The organism is Pseudomonas sp. 9.1(2019), assembly GCF_009910445.1.
Taxonomy (GTDB): Bacteria; Pseudomonadota; Gammaproteobacteria; order Pseudomonadales; family Pseudomonadaceae; genus Aquipseudomonas; species Aquipseudomonas paraversuta.
In genome coordinates, this window is sequence record NZ_VBWF01000006.1 from 211779 (window position 1) to 234578 (window position 22800).

General features: G+C 56.6%; 18 protein-coding genes. 14 read left to right on the forward strand and 4 right to left on the reverse strand.

What is annotated here, in order from left to right:
- Positions 1–2: 2 nt before the first annotated feature.
- The gene (locus FEZ21_RS10790) at positions 3–791 is read right to left on the reverse strand and encodes a VacJ family lipoprotein (RefSeq protein ID WP_003446888.1); all 789 of its coding nucleotides are present in this window, start codon (positions 789–791) and stop codon (positions 3–5) included.
- On the reverse strand, positions 784–2082 hold the full coding sequence (locus tag FEZ21_RS10795) for a serine/threonine protein kinase (protein WP_127195891.1): 1299 nt from the start codon (positions 2080–2082) through the stop codon (positions 784–786). The genes FEZ21_RS10790 and FEZ21_RS10795 overlap by 8 nt, the downstream gene beginning before the upstream one ends.
- Positions 2083–2312: 230 nt before the next feature.
- Between FEZ21_RS10795 and FEZ21_RS10800 the strand changes: the two genes are divergently transcribed.
- Positions 2313–2672, forward strand: coding sequence for a hypothetical protein (locus FEZ21_RS10800; protein WP_003446892.1), 360 nt, complete (start codon positions 2313–2315; stop codon positions 2670–2672).
- A gap of 67 nt (positions 2673–2739) precedes the next feature.
- Here the strand turns inward: FEZ21_RS10800 and FEZ21_RS10805 are convergent, their stop codons facing one another.
- Positions 2740–4287, reverse strand: a complete 1548-nt coding sequence (locus FEZ21_RS10805; protein WP_160627088.1) for a beta (1-6) glucans synthase — start codon at positions 4285–4287, stop codon at positions 2740–2742.
- Positions 4288–4580: 293 nt separating this feature from the next.
- Here FEZ21_RS10805 and FEZ21_RS10810 point away from each other — a divergent pair, with 293 nt between their 5' ends.
- From FEZ21_RS10810 to FEZ21_RS10820, 3 genes are all read left to right on the forward strand, one after another.
- A complete protein-coding gene (locus tag FEZ21_RS10810) occupies positions 4581–5435 on the forward strand; it encodes a glycine betaine ABC transporter substrate-binding protein (protein WP_160627090.1) in 855 nt (284 codons plus the stop codon).
- Positions 5436–5658: 223 nt separating this feature from the next.
- Positions 5659–5970, forward strand: coding sequence for a DUF485 domain-containing protein (locus tag FEZ21_RS10815; RefSeq protein WP_003446897.1), 312 nt, complete (start codon positions 5659–5661; stop codon positions 5968–5970).
- Positions 5967–7625: a cation acetate symporter gene (locus FEZ21_RS10820; protein WP_003446898.1), complete on the forward strand. Its 1659-nt coding sequence runs from the start codon at positions 5967–5969 to the stop codon at positions 7623–7625. The genes FEZ21_RS10815 and FEZ21_RS10820 overlap by 4 nt, the downstream gene beginning before the upstream one ends.
- Positions 7626–7862: 237 nt before the next feature.
- Here the strand turns inward: FEZ21_RS10820 and gltA are convergent, their stop codons facing one another.
- Positions 7863–9152, reverse strand: a complete 1290-nt coding sequence (gene gltA, locus FEZ21_RS10825) for a citrate synthase (protein ID WP_003446901.1) — start codon at positions 9150–9152, stop codon at positions 7863–7865.
- Between the two features lie 350 nt (positions 9153–9502).
- Here gltA and sdhC point away from each other — a divergent pair, with 350 nt between their 5' ends.
- From sdhC to brnQ, 10 genes are all read left to right on the forward strand, one after another.
- The gene (gene sdhC / locus FEZ21_RS10830) at positions 9503–9889 is read left to right on the forward strand and encodes a succinate dehydrogenase, cytochrome b556 subunit (protein WP_085985560.1); all 387 of its coding nucleotides are present in this window, start codon (positions 9503–9505) and stop codon (positions 9887–9889) included.
- Complete coding sequence (gene sdhD / locus FEZ21_RS10835; RefSeq protein WP_003446906.1) at positions 9883–10251, forward strand: succinate dehydrogenase, hydrophobic membrane anchor protein; 369 nt, start codon at positions 9883–9885, stop codon at positions 10249–10251. The genes sdhC and sdhD overlap by 7 nt, the downstream gene beginning before the upstream one ends.
- Positions 10252–10254: 3 nt before the next feature.
- Positions 10255–12030, forward strand: a complete 1776-nt coding sequence (gene sdhA / locus FEZ21_RS10840) for a succinate dehydrogenase flavoprotein subunit (protein ID WP_003446909.1) — start codon at positions 10255–10257, stop codon at positions 12028–12030.
- Between the two features lie 11 nt (positions 12031–12041).
- Positions 12042–12746 carry a succinate dehydrogenase iron-sulfur subunit gene (locus FEZ21_RS10845; protein ID WP_003446911.1) on the forward strand — a complete coding sequence of 235 codons (705 nt, stop codon included), beginning with the start codon at positions 12042–12044 and terminating at the stop codon, positions 12744–12746.
- Between the two features lie 260 nt (positions 12747–13006).
- Positions 13007–15838, forward strand: a complete 2832-nt coding sequence (locus tag FEZ21_RS10850; RefSeq protein WP_003446913.1) for a 2-oxoglutarate dehydrogenase E1 component — start codon at positions 13007–13009, stop codon at positions 15836–15838.
- Positions 15839–15878: 40 nt separating this feature from the next.
- Complete coding sequence (gene odhB / locus FEZ21_RS10855) at positions 15879–17096, forward strand: 2-oxoglutarate dehydrogenase complex dihydrolipoyllysine-residue succinyltransferase (protein WP_003446915.1); 1218 nt, start codon at positions 15879–15881, stop codon at positions 17094–17096.
- A 103-nt stretch (positions 17097–17199) separates the two neighbouring features.
- The gene (lpdA, locus tag FEZ21_RS10860; RefSeq protein ID WP_003446917.1) at positions 17200–18636 is read left to right on the forward strand and encodes a dihydrolipoyl dehydrogenase; all 1437 of its coding nucleotides are present in this window, start codon (positions 17200–17202) and stop codon (positions 18634–18636) included.
- Positions 18637–18862: 226 nt separating this feature from the next.
- Entirely contained in the window at positions 18863–20029 is a 1167-nt protein-coding gene (sucC, locus tag FEZ21_RS10865; protein WP_003446919.1) for an ADP-forming succinate--CoA ligase subunit beta, read from the forward strand.
- Positions 20029–20910, forward strand: a complete 882-nt coding sequence (gene sucD, locus FEZ21_RS10870; protein WP_003446921.1) for a succinate--CoA ligase subunit alpha — start codon at positions 20029–20031, stop codon at positions 20908–20910. The genes sucC and sucD overlap by 1 nt, the downstream gene beginning before the upstream one ends.
- A gap of 426 nt (positions 20911–21336) precedes the next feature.
- Entirely contained in the window at positions 21337–22650 is a 1314-nt protein-coding gene (gene brnQ / locus FEZ21_RS10875; RefSeq protein ID WP_160627092.1) for a branched-chain amino acid transport system II carrier protein, read from the forward strand.
- The last annotated feature ends 150 nt before the right edge of the window (positions 22651–22800 follow it).

Genomic DNA, 22800 nt, shown 5'->3' on the forward strand with positions numbered 1-22800 from the left:
GATTATTCAGCGATCTGCAGTTTGCGGGCTTCGGTATAGATATAGCGCAACTTGTCGTACTCAAACGGCGAGTCGAATTGCCCATAGCGGAAGCTGGTGTTGTAGCGCTTGTCGACAGCGCCCAGTACCCAGATTTCCGGATGCCGGGTGCTTTCGTGAGGCACGTTGAGGAAGTTGATTTCCTGATTCACGCCGTAGTCGACCACCAGGCCCGTGGTGTCACGCAGGTTTGAAGGGCCGAGGATTGGCAGCATCAAGTAAGCACCGCCGGGTACACCATAAAAGCCCAGGGTTTGCCCGAAGTCTTCGCTTTGGCGTGGCAGGCCCATGGCTGTTGCCGGGTCCCACAAGCCGCCCACGCCCAGCGTGGTGTTCAGCAGCAAGCGTCCTGTGGTCTCCAGGGAGCGATGTCCCTTGAGTTGCAACAGGCTGTTGAACAGGTTGGGTACATCACCCAGGTTGTTGAAAAAGTTGCTCACCCCGGTACGCAGGAAACTCGGGGTGACATAGCGGTAACCATCAACCACTGGCAGGAAGACCCATTGGTCGAAGCGGTAGTTGAAGTGGTAAATCCGGCGGTTGATGGACTCCAGCGGGTCATACACGCTCAGGGCGTTCATGGTCGCGCGTTCAAATTCACGCTGATCAAGACCGGGATTGAACTGCAGCATCTTCAACGGCTGGGTAAAGCCGTCGATGTCCTGAGTGCGTTCGGTCTGGGTCTTGCCGTTGTCTGCCTGGGCATAGCCGGCGCTGAGCAGGGCGGCGAGAAGCAAAATATGTTTAGCCACGGAAGAACTCCAGCATAGCGTCAGCGTTGACACGGTAGTTGAGGTTGCCGCAATGGCCACCATACGGGTAGACCGTCAGGCGATTGCCGAAGGTTTTACGCAAAAATCCAAGATCGCCAGGCCCCAGGATGATGTCGTCAGCGTTATGCATGACGGAGATCTTCGGGCTGTTTTGCAGATAATCCTTGAGCGCGTACAGACTGACCTGATCGATCAGTTGCAACAGGCTGCCGCCGTCAGTCCTGGCGCGCCACATCGGGATCACCTGCTCTGTGAGATAGCAGTCGAAGTCGCATTGCAGCGAGCGCTTGAGGAACGGTGTGAGGCTGGTGCCTTCGGTGATCGGATAGTTCGGCGGGGTAATCAGTCCGCGGCGGTTGATCAGGTCCGAGGTGAACACGATGTCGGCCGATGCGAAGCGGAACATAGTGCCGATCAGCATTGCCATCTGTTCGTTGGTCAGGCGTTCCTTGGAGTTCTGCAGGTCGTAGACCAGGGCGGCATTTATATCGACATAGCCTTTTTGCTGGAAGTAGCGGGTCAGTTTGTTCAGCAGCAATTCATAGAAAGTGGTGCTGTTGTTGATGCCTTTAACCTCGGTCTGCACCAGCTTGTCGAGGTTGCTGATGGAGGTGTAGAGATTGACCGGCGGGTTAAGCAGCAACACTTTTTTGAAGTTGAAGGTTTTTCGGGTCTCATCCAGATGGCTGACGAACGCTGCATCCAGCGCTCCCAGGCTGTAGCCGGCCAGGTAGTAGTCGGTGACCGGGACGTTAGCCTGCTGCGCACGCACGGCCTGCATTACCCGGTACAAATCTTCGGCATCGTACTGGCTGATGCCCGGGGTGGCATAGCGTGAGGCGGCGCTCATAAAGTCATAGCTGGTCGGCGATGACAGTTGCACCACATGGTAGCCGGCCTTGTAGAAGAGCTTTTTCAGGAACTCGTTGAGGCTGCTGTCATAGGGCGCGCCGGTGCCTGCAATCAGAAACATCAGCGGGGCCGGATGATCCTGTTTGGCCATGCGGTAGGAGAGCTTTTTTACTGCCCAGAAGTTGGCGGGCAAGGTGAACTCGCGTTCAGGGCGCAGCTTGAGGCTGTAATCCGACTGGTCGATATCGTCATCGTCCGGAAGCAGCGGACGCATTTCCGGAGGTGTAGTCGCAATTGTGGCTTCGAATGGGTTGGTCAGGGGGTAGCCATAGGTGGCGGGGTCAACATCGACCGCCTGTGCGGACGCACTCAATAAAAGGCCGCAGAGCAAGGCGGCGAAAGGCAGAGAACGAAGCATGGAGACTATCCCTAAGAAGGTGCGCAGAAGATTCGCAGGCTATGACCACAGGGCTACCGTCAAAGTGCCATGGAGCAGCACGATTAAATCCCCGATTCCGTTTAGAGCAGGCAAAAAGCTAGCAGACGATACACGTTGAATGACTTTAGTGAACAGATATCTGATTGCAAGGCTTGCATACAGAAGAGGGGAGATTAAGCTGGGCGCCGTTTTGCCTCTTGGAGTTTTTTATGCGTGCTCGTATGCCGTTGATCTTGCTGCTTCCCGTCCTGGCTCTTTGGCTGGCTGCCAGTTATGGCCTGCGCTATGGCTTTATGGAAGACTCGCAATGGGTCGGGACCTGTGTTGCAGAGGCGGCGCGCTGGGAGTGCCAGTTGCGGGCGAATATGGGTTGGCTGATTCATTTCCGGGTGCTGGGCTGGGTAGCTGTGGCCACCTCGGTGATCGCATTTTTTGTTCGCGGGCGGGTTGGCAGTGCGCTGGCAGTTTTGGCCTTGTTGTTCGGGTTTCCTGCGCTGGCGCTGTATAACGCCAGTCTGGCGGTGTTCGCCGTGGTGATCGCGGGGTTGCGCCTGGTCAGGGCGCGCTAGGCGCCTGAACTGTCGCGGGCAAGCACGCTTTGTAGAAGCTTGCCTGCCCGCGATCCGTTGCAGATTTTCAGCGAATCCTGAGACTGCGCCACAGCGCCGCTACCATCAATACGCAGACCAGTGCCCAGACCCAGGCCTGTTGATTATCAAGCCCTTCGCGATATAGCTGTATCGGTATCCCGGCGCCAATGATAAATGCCAGCAGGCCCAGCTCCCGGCGCGGGCCCCGTACCGGACGCAACAGGTAAACCAGTGCAGGCAGCAGCAGCGCAGCACTCGGGAAGCTGCGATAGCGCGGTTCGAAAACCAGCCCCAGCATCATCACGGCTCCGGCGAAGCCCGCGGCGGCAAGCCACCATCCGGCCCGGCGTTCCAGCACATTGAACAGGCGCTCGCGCCAGCCATCCTTTTGACCCAGGGCCAAAGCGCCATGGGTCAATACGATGACATTCAAGCCGAGCAGAATGCCTGCCCATAGCCATTCTCCGGCGTAACGGCTGGTGACCGAAGCCAGTTCGGCCCATGCCACGACGCTGCAACCCGCAATAGCGCCCAGGGCCGGCAGCAGCAGGGCAGAGCGAGTGCTGCGAGCCCGCCCGCCAACCACCAGGGTGCTTAAGAACAGTGCCACACCAAGTCCCAGCCAGACGGGCCAGTGCGGAAGGTTGGACACAGGCCCGGCCAGAATGCCCTTGTCCTGGCGATCGGCATCAAACAAGCCCCAGTAGCCGCCGACAGCGCCTTCGCTGCCGCGCTTCCAGGGCTGGTCGAAGGCTTCGATAAGGTTGTACTTCCAGCCATTCTGTTCCGCTTGATTGACGAAGCCACGGATGAATTTGGCCTCGTTGACCCGGCTCGGCAGGGCGGTCTCACGCTGGCGTCCTTCGCTTGGCCAGCCGGTTTCGCCAATCAGGATATCTTTGGGCGCGAACTTGTTGCCGAACACCTGGCGAATCTGCGCCACATGCTTCACTGCCTGGTCGATGCCCGCAGGGTCATCTTCCCAATAAGGCAGTAGATGGATAGTCAGGAAGTCCACGGCCGGGGCAATTTCCGGATGTTGCAGCCAGAACTCCCAGACATCGGCGTAGGTAACGGGTTGCTTGATCTGGCTTTTGACCTGATTGATCAGCTTGACCAGTTGTGGCGCGGTGACTTCTTTGCGCAGCAAGGCTTCGTTGCCGACGATCACAGACGTGACCACGTCCGGGTTGGCATTGGCCGAGGCAATCAGTGCCTTCACTTCTTCGGCGGTCGCTTGCGCATTGCTGCTCACCCACGCCCCCATCATCAGCTTCAAGCCGTGCTTGCGTGCCAGTTCGGGCAGTTGTTCAAGGCCTGTCTGGGAGTAGGTGCGAAGGCATTCGAAGCGGGTGGCCAGCAATGCCAGATCCGCGTCCATCCGCTCAACCCGTGGCACGAAGGGCTGGTCGAACGGCGACTGATCCTTGTCAAACGGGGTGTAAGACGCACATTGCAGTTTGTGGGTCGGGGTGGCGGCATCGGGCAAGATCACCGGTTGGCCAAGGCCGTACCAGAAACCGGCAATGGCAAACACGCCCAGTACACAGGCGAACAGATAAGGCAGGACGGGGGAGCGGGCAGTCGCGGACATGGTCAGGCCGTATGGGAGCAAAGCCGCGCATCTTACCTGCAATTGGAGGGCGTAGCGCGCCCGGTAAAGTTTGGACATGTAACCCTTGATGGCATCCCGCTATTCAATGGGGGTTCCTGTTGCCGCAGTGCGGTCGATGTCGTTAGCGGGTGCCTGGGGGTCGTCGTCAGAGCAGGCCGGCGAACGGGCGGGGTTGATTATCGAGGGGCATATTGGGTCGGGGTGCAGGGCGGGCCCTGAAATAGTTGATGTGGCCCGGCACTCGTCGGGCCCTGCACTGCGGGGAATCACTAATGAAGATGCGACGAATTTTGAGCGCGGGAGCTGCCTTGGTGCTGGCGATGAGTGCGGGGCTGGCGAACGCCCAGAGCAAGCCGACGCTCAATATTGGCTATGTTGACGGCTGGTCCGACAGCGTGGCGACCACCCATGTAGCGGCTGAGGTGATCAAGCAGAAGCTGGGCTATGACGTGAAGCTGATGCCGGTCGCCACCGGGATCATGTGGCAGGGCGTAGCGACGGGCAAGCTGGATGCCATGTTGTCGGCCTGGTTGCCGGTTACCCACGGCGAGTACTGGGCCAAGAACAAGGACAAGGTTGTCGATTACGGGCCTAATTTTAAAGACGCAAAAATTGGTCTGATCGTGCCTGAGTATGTGGCAGCCAAGTCCATTGCCGACCTCAAGGGCGATGCCGGTTATAAAAAGAAAATCGTCGGCATTGATGCAGGATCCGGCGTCATGCTCAAAACCGACGAGGCGATCAAGGACTACGGGCTGGACTATAAACTGCAGGCCAGTTCCGGGGCGGCCATGACCTCGGAGCTGGGTCGCGCTTACGCTAAAAACGAGCCGATCGTCGTCACTGGCTGGGTACCGCACTGGATGTTTGCCAAGTGGAAACTGCGCTTCCTGGATGATCCGAAAGGTGTGTATGGCGCTGCGGAAACAGTCAACAGCATCGGCAGCAAAGAGCTGGACAACAAAGCCCCTGAAGTTGCGGCCTTTTTGAAAAAATTTGCCTGGAACTCCAAAGACGAGATTGGCGAGGTGATGCTGGCCATTCAGGAGGGCGCAAAACCTGAAGCAGCGGCAAAAGAGTGGGTCGCCAAGCACCCTGAGCGAGTTGCCGAATGGACCGCTAAATAAACACGAGGTGTCTAGCTCGCAGCACACAAGACCGTTTGGTGTTTACACCAAGCGGTTTTTGCATATCCGGGGTTAGGCGCGGTTGCACATCGTCCTTGCAGACTAGAGAAACCGGGGCCTTGAGCGAATCTGGCGCTCTACTACTAAAGTCGTCTGGAATTGAATTTGAAGCCCCCTAATAGTGAAAACGTTCCATCTCATCTGTGCTGCGAGGACAAAAATAATGAACGACAGCATTTACCTCTCTATTCAAAACAGTCCGCTCTTCAAGGAGCTGGTTAGAAAAAGAGAACGCTTCGCCTGGATACTCTCGGCAATCATGCTCGGGTTGTACGCCATCTTTATCCTGTTGATTGCTTATGGGTCACACATCATGGGGGCCAAACTAAGCCCCGGTTCGTCCATCACCTGGGGGATACCTATCGGTGTGGGGCTGATTGTTTCGGCTTTTATTCTGACTGGCATCTATGTGCACCGGGCCAATGGCGAATTTGATGACCTGAACAATGCAATTCTCAAGGAGGCGGGGCAATGATCGGGCGTCTACTGGCAACACTGGGCGTTGCTGCCCTGGCCCCTGGCGTCTGGGCAGCCGAAGCCTTGACCGGGGAAGTTCAAAAACAGCCGCTGAACATTTCGGCGATCATTATGTTTGTCCTGTTTGTCGGGGCAACGCTATGCATTACTTATTGGGCTTCCAAGCGCAATAAATCGGCAGCGGACTATTATGCTGCCGGTGGCAAAATCACCGGTTTCCAGAACGGCCTGGCGATTGCAGGCGACTATATGTCTGCCGCCTCCTTTCTGGGTATTTCCGCGCTGGTTTACACCTCTGGCTACGACGGTCTGATCTATTCCATCGGCTTCCTTGTGGGTTGGCCAATCATTCTGTTCCTGATTGCGGAGCGTCTGCGTAACCTGGGCAAATACACCTTTGCCGATGTGGCCTCCTATCGATTGGGTCAGGCCCAGATTCGCTCACTGTCGGCCTGTGGCTCGCTGGTGGTGGTGGCGTTTTATCTGATTGCGCAAATGGTGGGGGCGGGCAAGCTGATTCAGTTGCTGTTCGGTCTGGACTACCACGTTGCGGTGATTCTGGTTGGCATCCTGATGTGCCTGTACGTGTTGTTCGGCGGCATGCTGGCGACCACCTGGGTACAGATCATCAAGGCAGTTCTGCTGTTGTCGGGTGCAACGTTCATGGCCGTAATGGTGATGAAGCACGTTAACTTTGACTTCAACTCGCTGTTTGCCGAAGCCGTCAAGGTTCACCCTAAAGGCGAGGCGATCATGAGCCCCGGTGGCTTGGTGACGGATCCGATTTCGGCATTCTCCCTCGGGCTGGCGCTGATGTTCGGTACTGCAGGTCTGCCCCATATCCTGATGCGCTTCTTCACCGTCAGTGATGCGAAGGAAGCCCGTAAAAGCGTGCTCTACGCGACCGGCTTTATCGGCTACTTCTATATCCTGACGTTCATTATCGGCTTCGGCGCGATTCTGCTGGTGAGCACCAACCCTGCCTTCAAGGACGCGGCCGGTGCCTTGCTGGGCGGCAACAACATGGCGGCCGTGCATCTGGCCGATGCAGTGGGCGGCAGTATCTTCCTGGGCTTTATCTCGGCAGTGGCCTTTGCCACCATCCTGGCCGTGGTTGCGGGCTTGACCCTGGCAGGTGCTTCGGCGGTGTCCCATGACCTGTATGCCAGTGTGATCAAGAAAGGCAAAGCCAACGACAAGGATGAAATCCGCGTTTCGAAAATCACTACCGTAATCCTCGGCGTGCTGGCGATTGGCTTGGGTATTTTGTTCGAAAGCCAGAACATCGCGTTCATGGTGGGCCTGGCATTCTCCATCGCTGCCAGTTGTAACTTCCCGGTACTGCTGCTTTCCATGTACTGGAAAAACCTGACCACCCGCGGTGCAATGATTGGCGGCTGGATGGGGCTGGTCAGTGCTGTTGGCCTGATGATTCTGGGTCCGACCATTTGGGTGCAGATCCTGCATCATGAAAAAGCCATCTTCCCTTACGAGTACCCGGCGCTGTTCTCGATGATCATCGCGTTCGCGGGTATCTGGTTCTTCTCCATCACCGACAAGTCCAAGGCGGCAGAGAAAGAGCGTGCACTGTTCTTCCCGCAATTTGTACGGTCTCAGACCGGTCTGGGGGCGAGCGGGGCGGTGGATCATTGATCCGCTATAAACGGCAGATGTAAAAAATCCCCCTGTCGCAAGACCGGGGGATTTTTGTTTGTGTCGCTGTTCAGTAATGCGTAGGCGAGGGCTGTTGGTCGGCGCTTCAAGAGCTCGCGAGCAAGCTCGCTCCTGCAGGCAGGCAGTTACATTCGGCCCAAACTAATACGGCCCCTGCTCTTATCAAGAGGCAGGGGCCGTATTGGCTGCAATCAGGACGCTATCGTGGGACAGGCCTTACTTGCGGTCTTCCAGCTTGGTGAGGTCACGCTGCTCGTAGCCGGTGTACAGCTGGCGCGGGCGGCCAATCTTGTACGGGCTGGAGAGCATTTCTTTCCAGTGCGAGATCCAGCCAACTGTACGCGACAGGGCGAAGATCACGGTGAACATGCTGGTTGGAATGCCGATCGCCTTGAGGATGATCCCCGAGTAGAAGTCGACGTTCGGGTACAGCGAGCGTTCGATGAAGTACGGGTCGGTCAGGGCGATCTCTTCCAGGCGCATGGCCAGTTCGAGTTGCGGATCGTTCTTGATGCCCAGCTCTTTGAGTACTTCGTCGCAGGTCTTCTTCATGACCGTGGCGCGCGGGTCGCGGTTTTTGTAAACCCGGTGACCGAAGCCCATCAGTTTGAACGGATCGTTCTTGTCCTTGGCCTTGGCGATGAATTTGTCGATGTTGGACACATCGCCAATTTCGTCGAGCATGGTCAGCACGGCTTCGTTGGCGCCGCCGTGGGCAGGGCCCCACAGTGCAGCGATACCGGCAGCGATACAGGCGAACGGGTTGGCACCCGAAGAGCCTGCCAGGCGTACGGTGGAGGTCGAAGCATTCTGTTCGTGGTCAGCGTGCAGGATAAAGATCTTATCCATTGCCTTGGCCAGTACCGGGCTGATCGGTTTGATCTCGCACGGCGTGTTGAACATCATGTGCAGGAAGTTTTCGGCGTAGGTCAGGTCGTTACGCGGGTACATCATGGGTTGACCCATGGAGTACTTGTAAACCATCGCTGCCAGGGTAGGCATCTTGGCAACCAGACGGATCGCGGAGATTTCGCGATGCTGCGGGTTATTGATGTCCAGGGAGTCGTGGTAGAAGGCCGAGAGGGCGCCGACTACACCGCACATGACCGCCATCGGGTGGGCGTCACGACGGAAGCCGTTGAAGAAGGTCTTCAACTGCTCGTGAACCATGGTGTGGTTCTTCACGGTGCTGACAAATTGAGCCTTCTGCTCTGCGGTCGGCAGTTCGCCGTTCAGCAGCAGGTAAGCGGTTTCAAGATAGTCAGAGTGTTCGGCCAGCTGTTCAATCGGGTAGCCGCGGTGCAGCAGGATACCGTTGTCACCATCAATATAGGTGATCTTCGACTCGCAAGATGCGGTCGACATAAAGCCAGGGTCAAATGTGAACCGGCCCGTGGCCGTAAGGCCTCGCACATCGATTACATCGGGACCCACGGTGCCAGTTAAAATGGGCAGCTCGACGGGGGCTGCGCCCTCGATGATCAACTGCGCTTTTTTGTCAGCCATGTGGCCTCCTATTTATGCTTGAAATCATCAGACAGACCCCCCACGCAGGGCCCGCACCACTATAGTGAGATAAATTCGAATGTCAATTTGCCTAAAGTCTTGCTGTACAAGGCTTTGAACCGCGATTTTTAGCGAATATCCCTGCCGTTTACGCCTTTTATGCCCGAAGCGCAATGCGCTATTAGGGGAAGGTGATTGCGTTGTCATTAGTGACCTAACTGTCTATACTCGGCAGCCGACCGCCAGGGGCTTTTGGGCCTGTTTAGATGGGGGTCGTCACTCCCGGGTGGTGGGTACCTGACCAGTGCACATCCCAACAAACTTGCCCTGATTGTTAGGGGCTCTTCAGTGTGAAAAAAGCCGTGAATAGCCAACGACCTGTAAACCTAGACCTAAGGACCATCAAACTCCCCATCACCGGCGTTACGTCATTTCTGCACCGTGTATCGGGCATCATTCTTTTTCTCGGCCTGGGCTTCATGCTTTATGCATTGAGCAAATCCCTGGGTTCCGAAGAAGGTTTTGCCGAGGTGAAGGCATGCTTGACCAGCCCGCTGGCCAAATTCGTTGCGTGGGGCCTGCTCTCTGCCTTGCTGTATCACCTGGTTGCCGGTGTGCGCCACTTGATCATGGACATGGGCATCGGTGAGACGCTTGAAGGCGGCCGACTGGGCTCGAAAATCGTAATCGTCATTTCTGTAGTGATGATTGTTCTGGCGGGAGTTTGGATATGGTAACCAGCGTTACGAACCTGTCGCGTTCGGGCCTCTATGACTGGATGGCACAGCGTGTGTCTGCGGTTGTTCTAGCGGCTTATTTCATCTTCCTGATCGGATACCTCGTTGCGAACCCTGGCATTGGCTACGCCCAATGGCATGAGCTGTTCGCAAGCAACTGGATGCGTATCTTCAGCCTGCTGGCCCTTGTTGCACTGGGCGCACACGCCTGGGTAGGCATGTGGACCATCGCGACCGACTACCTGACGCCAATGGCACTGGGCAAGTCCGCGACAGCAGTACGTTTCCTCTTCCAGGCAGTCTGCGGCGTTGCAATGTTCGCTTACTTCGTCTGGGGTGTGCAGATTCTTTGGGGTATCTGATTCATGGCTAACACAGTTAATACACTCTCGTTCGACGCCATTATCATTGGCGGCGGCGGTGCAGGCATGCGCGCTGCTCTGCAGCTGGCGCAAGGCGGTCACAAGACTGCCGTAATCACCAAGGTTTTCCCGACTCGTTCCCACACCGTATCGGCACAGGGTGGCATTACCTGCGCGATCGCGTCTGCGGATCCAAACGATGACTGGCGCTGGCACATGTACGATACCGTCAAGGGCTCCGACTATATCGGTGACCAGGACGCTATCGAGTACATGTGTTCCGTAGGCCCGGAAGCCGTTTTCGAGCTGGAACACATGGGTCTGCCGTTCTCCCGTACCGAACAGGGCCGTATCTATCAGCGTCCTTTCGGCGGTCAGTCCAAGGACTTCGGTAAAGGCGGCCAGGCTGCCCGTACCTGCGCTGCAGCCGACCGTACCGGTCACGCGCTGTTGCACACCCTGTACCAGGCCAACCTGAAGGCCGGCACTGTATTCCTTAACGAATACTACGGTGTCGATCTGGTCAAGAACGAAGATGGTGCCTTTGTAGGCATGATCGTGATTTGCATCGAAACTGGTGAAACCTCTTACGTCCGCGCTAACGCGACCGTATTGGCCACTGGCGGTGCAGGCCGTATCTACTCCTCTACTACCAACGCCCTGATCAATACCGGTGACGGTATCGGCATGGCGCTGCGTGCAGGCGTACCGGTACAGGACATCGAAATGTGGCAGTTCCACCCGACCGGCATTGCCGGCGCCGGTGTACTGGTTACAGAAGGTTGCCGTGGTGAAGGTGGATACCTGATCAACAAGCACGGTGAGCGTTTCATGGAGCGTTATGCTCCGAACGCCAAAGACCTTGCAGGTCGTGACGTTGTAGCACGCTCGATGGTTAAGGAAATCATCGCGGGCAACGGTTGCGGTCCGGATGGCGACCACGTAATGCTGAAACTCGATCACCTGGGTGAAGAAGTTCTGCACAGCCGTCTGCCAGGCATCATGGAGCTGTCCAAGACCTTCGCTCACGTCGATCCTGCCGTAGCGCCGATCCCGGTAGTTCCTACCTGCCACTATATGATGGGCGGCGTTGCCACCAACATTCATGGTCAGGCTATTACCCAGGACGCTGAAGGCGTCGACCAGATCATCCCTGGCCTGTTTGCAGTGGGTGAAGTGGCTTGCGTATCGGTTCACGGTGCCAACCGTCTGGGCGGCAACTCGTTGCTCGACCTGGTGGTGTTCGGTCGTGCTGCCGGCCTGTTCCTGGAGCAGACCCTGAAAGAAGGCGTTGATTACGCCCGTCCGCGTCAGTCCGACATCGATGCTGCCCTGGCACGTCTGGATGGCCTGAACTCGCGTACCGACGGCGAAGACGTCGCTACCCTGCGTAAAGAACTGCAAAGCTGCATGCAGAACTACTTCGGTGTATTCCGTACTGGCGAATACATGCAGAAGGGTATTGCCCAGCTGGCTGATCTGCGCGCGCGTATTGCCAACGTGAAAATCAACGATAAGAGCCAGGCGTTCAACACTGCTCGTATCGAAGCCCTTGAGCTGCAAAACCTGCTCGAAGTGGCTGAAGCGACTGCAATCGCTGCTGAAGTTCGTAAAGAGTCGCGCGGTGCTCACGCCCGTGAAGATTTCGAAGATCGTGACGACGTTAACTGGCTGTGCCACACCCTGTACTTCCCGGGTGAAAAGCGCGTAGCCAAACGTGCGGTGAACTTCTCGCCGAAAACCGTTCCGACCTTTGAACCTATGATTCGGACTTACTAAGGGTGGCCGATATGTTGAAAGTCAGTGTTTATCGCTACAACCCGGATCAAGACGCCGCGCCGTTCATGCAGGAATTCCAGGTCAATACCAACGGTAAAGACCTGATGGTGCTGGACGTGCTGGCCTTGATCAAAGAGCAGGACGAAGGTTTTTCCTATCGTCGCTCGTGCCGTGAGGGCGTTTGCGGCTCCGACGGCATGAACATCAACGGCAAAAACGCACTGGCTTGCGTTACGCCGCTGTCTGCTGTCGTAAAAGGTAACAAGTTGATCGTTCGTCCTCTGCCAGGTTTGCCGGTTATCCGTGACCTGGTCGTCGATATGAGCATCTTCTACAAGCAATACGAGAAGGTGAAGCCGTTCCTGCAGAACGATACTCCGGCCCCGGCCATTGAGCGTCTGCAGTCTCCGGAAGAGCGCGAGAAGCTCGACGGTCTGTACGAGTGCATCCTGTGCGCTTGCTGCTCGACTTCGTGCCCGTCCTTCTGGTGGAACCCGGACAAGTTCCTGGGCCCTGCTGCACTGCTGCAAGCCTACCGTTTCCTGGCTGACAGCCGTGACACCAAGACCAGCGAGCGTCTGGCTTCACTGGATGACCCGTTCAGCGTATTCCGCTGCCGCGGGATCATGAACTGCGTAAACGTGTGTCCGAAGGGCCTGAACCCGACTAAGGCCATTGGTCACGTGCGTAGCATGCTGCTGCAGAGCGGCGTGTGATTCAAAGCTGTACTGCAGGATCGCTGTAACCGTAGATGCTACGGCGCAGGCTTCAACCGGCGCCGTAGTTTTAACCTGAGCAACAGCTCAAAAAGCTGCGGCTCTTATTTTGAAGAAATGAGACCAGCAGGGGCATCCGGGCTGGTACCCGGACTATCAGCGTGATCCTAAGTGGCTTGTTTTAGTCGCTGTATTCGGACTTTCTCAAGCGTGCTCTGGTGTTCTCGTCGATGGTGTCCCCTAACCGAGGGTGACCAAGCATGCAAGAAAGCGTGATGCAGCGCATGTGGAACAGCGGCTATCTTTCAGGTGGTAACGCTGCCTATGTGGAAGAGCTCTATGAGCTCTACCTGCACGACCCTAACGCTGTGCCAGAAGAATGGCGCACCTACTTTCAGACGTTGCCCAATGACGGCAACTCTGCCAACGATGTTTCGCACTCTACAATCCGCGACCATTTCGTGCTGCTGGCAAAGAACCAGCGCCGCGCCCAACCGGTTTCTGCCGGGAGCGTGAGCAGTGAGCATGAGAAGAAGCAAGTTGAAGTGCTGCGATTGATCCAGGCCTATCGGATGCGCGGCCACCAGGCAGCCCAGCTTGATCCGCTGGGGCTGTGGCAGCGTCCTGCACCTGCAGACCTGTCGATCAATCATTACGGCTTGACCAATGCCGATCTTGATACGACCTTCCGTGCCGGCGACCTGTATATCGGCAAAGAGGAAGCGAGCCTACGCGAAATTCTCGAAGCTTTGCAGCAGACATATTGCCGCACCATTGGCGCCGAGTTCACGCACATCGTCGATTCCGAGCAGCGCCACTGGTTTGAACAGCGCCTCGAAAGCGTACGTGGCCGTCCAACCTACTCGGCAGAGATCAAGGGCCATTTGCTTGAGCGCGTGACTGCTGCTGAAGGCCTGGAAAAGTACCTGGGCACCAAGTACCCGGGCACCAAGCGTTTTGGCCTGGAAGGCGGCGAGAGCCTGATTCCTTTGCTGGACGAGCTGATCCAGCGTTCGGGCAACTACGGCACCAAAGAAATCGTTATCGGCATGGCCCACCGTGGCCGTCTGAACGTTCTGGTCAACACCTTCGGTAAAAACCCGCGCGACCTGTTCGACGAGTTTGAAGGCAAGAAGAAAATCGAGCTGGGTTCCGGTGACGTTAAATACCACCAGGGCTTCTCCTCCAACGTCATGACCTCCGGTGGCGAAGTCCACCTGGCGATGGCGTTCAACCCTTCCCACCTGGAAATCGTTTCTCCAGTGGTTGAAGGTTCGGTACGTGCACGCCAGGATCGTCGTAACGACAAGACCGGCGAAAAAGTGCTGCCGATTTCCATCCACGGTGATGCTGCATTCGCAGGTCAGGGCGTGGTCATGGAAACCTTCCAGATGTCGCAGACCCGCGGCTTCAAGACTGGCGGTACGGTTCACCTGGTGATCAACAACCAGGTTGGCTTCACCATCAGCAACCCTGAAGACTCGCGCTCTACCGAGTACTGCACTGACGTCGCGAAAATGATTCAGGCGCCGATCCTCCATGTAAATGGTGATGATCCGGAAGCCGTATTGTTCGTGACCCAGCTGGCAATCGACTACCGCATGCAGTTCAAGCGTGACGTCGTGATCGACCTGTTCTGCTACCGCCGTCGCGGTCACAACGAGGCCGACGAGCCAAACGGCACTCAGCCGTTGATGTATCAGCAGATCGCCAAGCAGCGCACTACCCGTGAACTGTATGCCGAGCGTCTGACTCAGGAAAACGTGGTTGACGCAGAGCGCGTTCAGTCCAAGATCGACGAATATCGCAACGCGCTGGACAACGGTCTGCATGTTGTGAAAAGTCTGGTCAAAGAGCCGAACAAAGAGCTGTTCGTTGACTGGCGTCCGTACCTGGGCCACGCCTGGACTGCGCGTCACGACACGCGTTTTGATCTGAAAACCCTGCAAGAACTGTCGGCCAAGCTGCTGGAAATTCCAGAAGGCTTCGTGGTTCAGCGTCAGGTGTCGAAGATCTACGAAGATCGTCAAAAAATGCAAGCCGGCGGCCTGCCGATCAACTGGGGTTATGCCGAAACCATGGCATACGCGACCCTGGCGTTCGAAGGTCACCCGATTCGCATGACCGGTCAGGACATCGGCCGCGGTACGTTCTCGCACCGTCACGCCGTGTTGCACAACCAGAAAGATGCTGGCACCTACATCCCGCTGCAGCACCTGTACCAGGGTCAGCCACGTTTTGACCTGTACGATTCGTTGCTGTCTGAAGAGGCTGTACTGGCGTTCGAATACGGTTATTCGACCACCACGCCGGATGCTCTGGTTATCTGGGAAGCCCAGTTCGGCGATTTCGCCAACGGCGCCCAGGTTGTAATTGACCAGTTCATCACCAGCGGTGAGCACAAGTGGGGCCGTCTGTGCGGTCTGACCATGTTGCTGCCACACGGTTACGAAGGTCAGGGCCCGGAGCACTCCTCCGCACGTCTTGAGCGTTACCTGCAATTGTGTGCCGAGCACAACATTCAGGTGTGCGTACCAACGACTCCAGCGCAGATTTACCACCTGCTGCGCCGTCAGGTTATCCGTCCGCTGCGCAAGCCGCTGATCGTCCTGACACCCAAGTCGTTGCTGCGTCACAAATTGGCAGTCTCGACCCTGGAAGATCTGGCCGAAGGTTCGTTCCAGACCGTTATTCCGGAGATCGATGCACAGGATCCGGCGAAAGTCGGTCGCATCGTGCTGTGTAGCGGCAAGGTCTACTACGACCTGTTGGAAAAACGCCGTGCCGAAGGTCGTGATGACATCGCCATCGTGCGTCTTGAGCAGCTGTACCCGTTCCCTGAGGACGACTTGATTGAAGTCCTGGCTCCGTACAAAAACGCCAAACACATTGTCTGGTGTCAGGAAGAGCCGATGAACCAGGGTGCCTGGTACTGCAGCCAGCATCACATGCGCCGCATCATTGGCGGTCACGATAAATCTCTCGTACTTGAGTACGCGGGCCGTGACGCTTCTGCTGCACCTGCTTGTGGTTATGCATCGATGCACGCCGAGCAACAGGCAAAACTGTTGCAAGACGCGTTTACTGTTTAACGCCTTCGCGCACTGAAACCGAATTTAAGGAACCACGAACATGGCTATCGAGATTAAAGCCCCTACTTTTCCGGAATCGGTTGCCGATGGCACCGTTGCCACCTGGCACAAACAACCAGGCGACGCTGTAAAGCGCGACGACCTGATTGTTGACATCGAAACTGACAAGGTTGTGCTGGAAGTACTGGCTACAGCTGACGGCGTTCTGGGCGCCATCGTCAAGAACGAAGGCGACACCGTTCTGTCCGACGAAGTCCTGGGCTCCATCGTTGAAGGCGGCGCTGCTGCTGCCGCGCCAGCCGCTGCTGCTGCACCTGCCGCTCAGGCTGCTGCTCCTGCCGGCGAAGGCGAAGACGATCCTGTTGCAGCTCCGGCTGCTCGCAAGATCGCTGAAGAAAACGGCATCAACATCGCTTCCGTTGCCGGTACTGGCAAAGGCGGTCGTGTGACCAAGGAAGACGTGGTAGCTGCTGTTGCTGCCAAGAAGGCCGCTCCGGCTGCTGCACCGGCCAAAGCCGCTGCTGCACCGGCTGCTCCTGTTCTGGCTGCGGGCGACCGTGTCGAGAAGCGTGTTCCGATGACCCGCGTTCGCGCTACCGTGGCCAAGCGCCTGGTAGAAGCGCAATCGAACATGGCGATGCTGACTACTTTCAACGAAGTGGACATGACCGAAGTCATGGCACTGCGTTCGAAGTACAAGGACCTGTTCGAGAAGTCCCACAACGGCGTACGCCTGGGCTTCATGTCGTTCTTCGTGAAAGCAACCACCGAAGCGCTGAAACGCTTCCCGGCTGTTAACGCTTCGATCGACGGCTCCGACATCGTTTACCACGGCTACGCCGACATCGGTGTTGCTGTTTCCAGCGACCGTGGTCTGGTGGTACCGGTTCTGCGTAACGCCGAACTGATGAGCCTGGCCGAAATCGAAGGCGGCATCGCCGCTTACGGTAAAAAAGCCCGTGACGGCAAGCTGTCGATGGACGAAATGACCGGTGGTACTTTCACCATCACCAACGGTGGTACTTTCGGTTCGATGATGTCGACCCCGATCGTTAACCCGCCGCAAGCCGCAATCCTGGGCATGCACAACATCCTTCAGCGTCCAATGGCAATCAACGGTCAGGTTGTAATCCGCCCGATGATGTATTTGGCTCTGTCCTACGATCACCGCTTGATCGATGGCAAAGAAGCTGTAAGTTTCCTGGTAGCAATCAAAAACCTGCTGGAAGATCCAGCGCGTCTGCTGCTGGATATCTAAATAGCAGCGGCAAGCTGCAAGCGCCAAGCCTCAAGCTTAATAGCTGACGGGCTTCAAACTTGCAGCTTGCGGCTTGTAGCTTGTTGCTAAAAGGGAACCTTTTATGACACAGAAATTTGACGTTGTAGTGATTGGTGCGGGCCCCGGCGGCTACGTTGCCGCCATCAAGGCCGCGCAACTGGGTCTTTCGACTGCTTGCATCGAAAAGTACACCGACAAGGAAGGCAAACTGGCACTGGGCGGTACTTGCCTGAACGTCGGTTGCATTCCATCCAAGGCGCTGCTGGACAGCACCTGGAAGTATCACGAAGCCAAGGATGCTTTTGCCATCCACGGCATCACCACCGGTGAAGTGAAGATGGACGTTGCAGCGATGATCGGCCGCAAGGCCAACATCGTTAAAGGTCTGACTTCCGGCGTTGCTACCTTGTTCAAGGCCAACGGTGTGACTTCCCTGCAAGGCCACGGCAAACTGCTGGCCGGCAAGAAAGTTGAACTGACCAAGCCGGACGGCAGCGTTGAAATCATCGAAGCCGAGAACGTGATTCTGGCTTCGGGTTCGCGTCCGATCGACATTCCGCCAGCACCGGTAGACAACAACATCATCGTTGATTCCACCGGCGCACTGGAATTCCAGTCCGTACCCAAGCGTCTTGGCGTTATCGGCGCTGGCGTAATCGGTCTGGAGCTGGGTTCGGTATGGTCCCGTCTGGGCGCTCAGGTAACTGTTCTGGAAGCCCTGGACACGTTCCTGATGGCTGCCGACGCTGCCGTGTCCAAAGAAGCCTACAAAACCCTGACCAAGCAAGGTCTGGACATCAAGCTGGGCGCTCGCGTTACCGGTTCCAAGGTTAACGGCGAAGAAGTCGTTGTGACCTACACCGACGCCAACGGCGAACAGACCATCACCTTCGACAAGCTGATCGTAGCCGTTGGTCGCCGTCCGGTGACCACCGAGTTGCTGGCAGCTGACAGCGGTGTGACCATTGACGAGCGCGGTTTCGTGTTTGTTGACGATCATTGCGCCACCAGCGTTCCGGGCGTATTCGCCATCGGTGACGTGGTTCGCGGCATGATGCTGGCACACAAGGCTTCTGAAGAAGGCATCATGGTTGTCGAGCGCATCAAGGGTCACAAGACCGAGATGAACTACGACCTGATTCCATCGGTTATTTACACTCACCCGGAGATCGCGTGGGTCGGTAAAACCGAACAGGCCTTGAAAGCTGAAGGCGTTGAAGTTAACGTCGGCACCTTCCCGTTCGCAGCCAGTGGCCGTGCCATGGCAGCAAACGACACCGGTGGCTTTGTCAAAGTCATTGCTGATGCCAAAACTGACCGCGTACTGGGCGTCCACGTGATTGGCCCGAGCGCTGCAGAACTGGTTCAGCAGGGCGCGATCGGTATGGAATTCGGCACCAGCGCCGAGGACCTGGGCATGATGGTTTTCTCCCATCCGACCCTGTCCGAAGCGTTGCACGAAGCAGCACTGGCAGTGAATGGCGGCGCCATCCACATTGCCAACCGCAAAAAACGTTAATACCAGACAATAAGAAACCACGGCGGTTTGCCCGTCGTGAGCCTTGCACGCAAGCCTCACCGCGGAACTTCCGCCGGACGCAGTCTTATGTCGCTTGAGCCAGATCCGACCTCGCCCACGCGGGAGTCGGGCTGGTCCGGGCAGCACAAGCAGCAGTCACAGGTGGTGCGGCACTAATCCAAGTGCAGCGCCGAATGCGCAGTACCTAACGAAGACGGTAAAAAGCATGAATCTTCACGAGTATCAGGGTAAGCAGCTGTTCGCTGAATACGGCCTGCCAGTATCCAAGGGTTATGCAGTAGATACCCCGGAAGCAGCCGCAGAAGCTTGCGATAAAATCGGCGGGACTGAATGGGTTGTCAAAGCCCAGGTTCACGCAGGTGGTCGCGGTAAAGCGGGCGGCGTTAAGCTGGTTCGCAGCAAAGAAGACGCTAAAGCATTCGCACAACAGTGGTTGGGCAAGCGTCTGGTGACTTACCAGACTGATGCCAATGGTCAGCCGGTCACCAAGATCCTGGTTGAATCGTGCACTGATATCGCTAAAGAGCTGTACCTGGGCGCTGTCGTTGACCGTTCGAGCCGCCGCATCGTGTTCATGGCTTCCACCGAAGGTGGCGTGGACATCGAGAAAATCGCTCACGACACTCCAGAAAAAATTCTGAAAGCTACTATCGATCCACTGGTTGGCGCACAGCCATTCCAGGGTCGCGAGTTGGCATTCCAGCTGGGTCTGGAAGGCAAGCAAGTTGCTCAGTTCGCCAAGATCTTCGTAGGTCTGGCCAAGCTGTTCAAGGATCACGATCTGGCCCTGCTGGAAGTGAACCCGCTGGTAATCAAGACTGACGGCGATCTGCACTGCCTCGATGCGAAAATCAACATCGACGCCAACGCCATGTATCGTCAGCCTAAGCTGAAAACTTTCCACGATCCGTCGCAAGACGATCCGCGCGAAGCGCACGCTGCCAAGTTCGAACTGAACTACGTGGCACTTGAAGGCAACATCGGTTGCATGGTCAACGGTGCTGGCCTGGCCATGGGTACCATGGACATCGTCAACCTGCATGGCGGCAAGCCAGCCAACTTCCTTGACGTTGGTGGCGGCGCAACCAAAGAACGCGTAACTGAAGCGTTCAAGATCATCCTGTCCGACAGCAATGTCGCTGCAGTACTGGTCAACATCTTCGGCGGCATCGTTCGTTGCGACATGATTGCCGAAGGCATCATCGGTGCAGTGAAAGAAGTCGGCGTGAAAATCCCGGTGGTTGTTCGCCTTGAAGGCAACAACGCTGAACTGGGCGCTAAAGTACTGGCAGAAAGCGGCTTGAACATCATCGCTGCTACCAGCTTGACCGACGCTGCTCAACAAGTTGTTAAAGCTGCGGAGGGCAAGTAATGAGCGTCCTGATCAATAAAGACACCAAAGTTATCTGCCAGGGTATTACCGGTTCGCAAGGTAGCTTCCACACCCAGCAAGCCATCGAATACGGCACCAAGATGGTTGGTGGCGTAACTCCTGGTAAAGGCGGCACCGAGCACCTGGGTCTGCCAGTGTTCAACACCGTGAAAGAAGCTGTAGCAGCCACTGGCGCAACCGCCAGCGTGATCTACGTTCCGGCTCCTTTCTGCAAGGATTCCATCCTTGAAGCAGCGTTCGGCGGCATCAAGCTGATCGTTTGCATCACTGAAGGCATTCCTACCCTGGACATGCTTGACGCTAAAGTTAAGTGCGACGAACTGGGCGTAGTCCTGATCGGCCCTAACTGCCCTGGCGTTATCACTCCAGGCGAATGCAAGATCGGCATCATGCCAGGTCACATTCACTTGCCAGGCAAAGTAGGCATCGTGTCGCGTTCCGGCACCCTGACTTACGAAGCTGTCAAGCAAACTACTGACGCCGGTTTCGGTCAGTCGACTTGCGTTGGTATCGGTGGTGACCCGATCCCGGGCTCCAACTTCATCGACATCCTGAAGTTGTTCCAGGAAGACCCGAAGACCGAAGCGATCGTAATGATCGGTGAGATCGGCGGTTCGGCTGAAGAAGAAGCGGCTGCCTACATCAAGGCACACGTGACCAAGCCGGTTGTTTCCTACATCGCTGGTGTGACTGCCCCTGCTGGCAAGCGCATGGGCCATGCTGGCGCAATCATCTCTGGCGGCAAGGGTACTGCAGACGAGAAGTTTGCTGCTCTGGAAGACGCAGGCGTTAAAACCGTGCGTTCGCTGGCAGACATCGGCAAGGCTCTGTCCGAGCTGACTGGCTGGGCAATCAAGTAAGCCTCGCGCTTAACTGATAGTTACACCAGGCAAAGGCCACCTTCGGGTGGCCTTTGTGCGTTTGGGGAATTAAACAGCGAGTGGTGCCGCAAGCGGGCTTGATGCCGGGTGCGCGCGAGCAAACTTGCTCCAATAGTTATAATAACTTTAGGAGGAATCCTATTTACGAATAAGAAAATCACATCAAAACGTTTTTCGATGTCATTTAAGCGACAACTGCGTTCGTTCATCGGACAGTGCGCCCTGTAACAGTGCGCGCCATGGAAAAAATCGGTAACCTTGCCGCCAACTCTGCATTTCTGCGTATGCATCCCAAAAGGAAGCCGCGCGCTAGACGGGTCGGCCTTATTCAGGCTGACAGCATTTCCCACATCCGCACGGGAAATTCCCCTCTAAATTCCGATTCAGTAGTGTGGTATTTCCGTAATGAAAGTTTTGAAAGGCCAGGACATTCTGGCACTTGGGTTTATGACATTTGCCCTGTTTGTCGGGGCTGGCAATATCATTTTTCCACCTATCGTTGGCCTGCAGTCCGGACCTCACGTCTGGATGGCTGCACTGGGTTTCCTGATTACTGCTGTCGGCCTGCCGGTGGTTACCGTCATTGCGCTGGCTAAAGTCGGCGGCGGCATGGATGCACTGAGCAGCCCGATCGGCAAACTGGCTGGCGGCATACTTGCAGCTGTTTGCTACCTGGCTGTCGGTCCGCTGTTCGCCACCCCGCGTACAGCCACCGTATCCTTTGAGGTCGGCCTGGCCCCTTTGACCGGTGAAAGCCCGCTGGCGCTGTTTTTGTACAGCTCGGTGTACTTCCTGATCGTGTTCTTCGTGTCGTTGTATCCGGGCCGCTTGCTGGATACCGTTGGCCGCTTCCTGGCGCCGCTGAAAATCATTGCCCTGGCGATCCTCGGCATTGCAGCCTTTGCCTTGCCTGCCGGTGATATTGGCGTTGCGACCCCGGAATACGTGGCAGCACCGTTCTCCCAGGGCTTTATCAATGGCTACCTGACCATGGATACCCTCGGCGCACTGGTGTTCGGCATCGTGATCGTCAACGCAATCCGTTCCCGCGGTGTCGAATCGCCAAAACTGATTACCCGGTACGCAATCATTGCCGGCCTGATCGCCGGTGTCGGTCTGGCGCTGGTATACGTCAGCCTGTTCCGTCTGGGTGCGGGCAGCCATGAAGTGGCCGCCGGTGCAACCAACGGTGCAGCCGTACTGCACGCCTATGTTCAGCACACCTTCGGTTCGCTGGGCAGTGGTTTCCTGGCCGTATTGATTGCCCTGGCGTGCCTGGTTACTGCCGTTGGCCTGACCTGCGCCTGCGCGGAATACTTCAGCAAGATACTGCCGCTGTCCTACAAGACACTGGTGGTTATCCTCGCCGTATTCTCGCTGTTCGTCTCCAACCTTGGTCTGACCAAGTTGATCGCCTTCTCGATCCCGCTGCTGACGGCAATCTACCCGCCATGCATCGTCCTTGTGGCCTTGAGCTTCTGCAAAGGCTTGTGGCATGCGCAGGCACGGATTGTTGGCCCGGTGATGCTGGTGTCGTTTATCTTCGGCACTATCGATGCGCTGAAAGGCGCAGGTCTGGGTGAGTGGATTCCTGCCCAGTTGGCCAACATGCCATTCAGCAATCAGGGGCTGGCGTGGTTGGTGCCGAGCCTGGTGACCTTGCTGGCTGCAGTGATTTGCGACCGTATGCTGGGTAAGCGTCAAGAAGCTATCGCGTAATGACCGGGCACGCCAAAAGCGCGCTTTGAGTCAATCAAAAAGCCCTGCATCCAATGGATGCAGGGCTTTTTTTATGGTCGAACTTTTAAACCCTGAGTTGAACATTGCCGGTTTGATTTGTTGATCTCCAGATGCAACAAAGCCTGCACT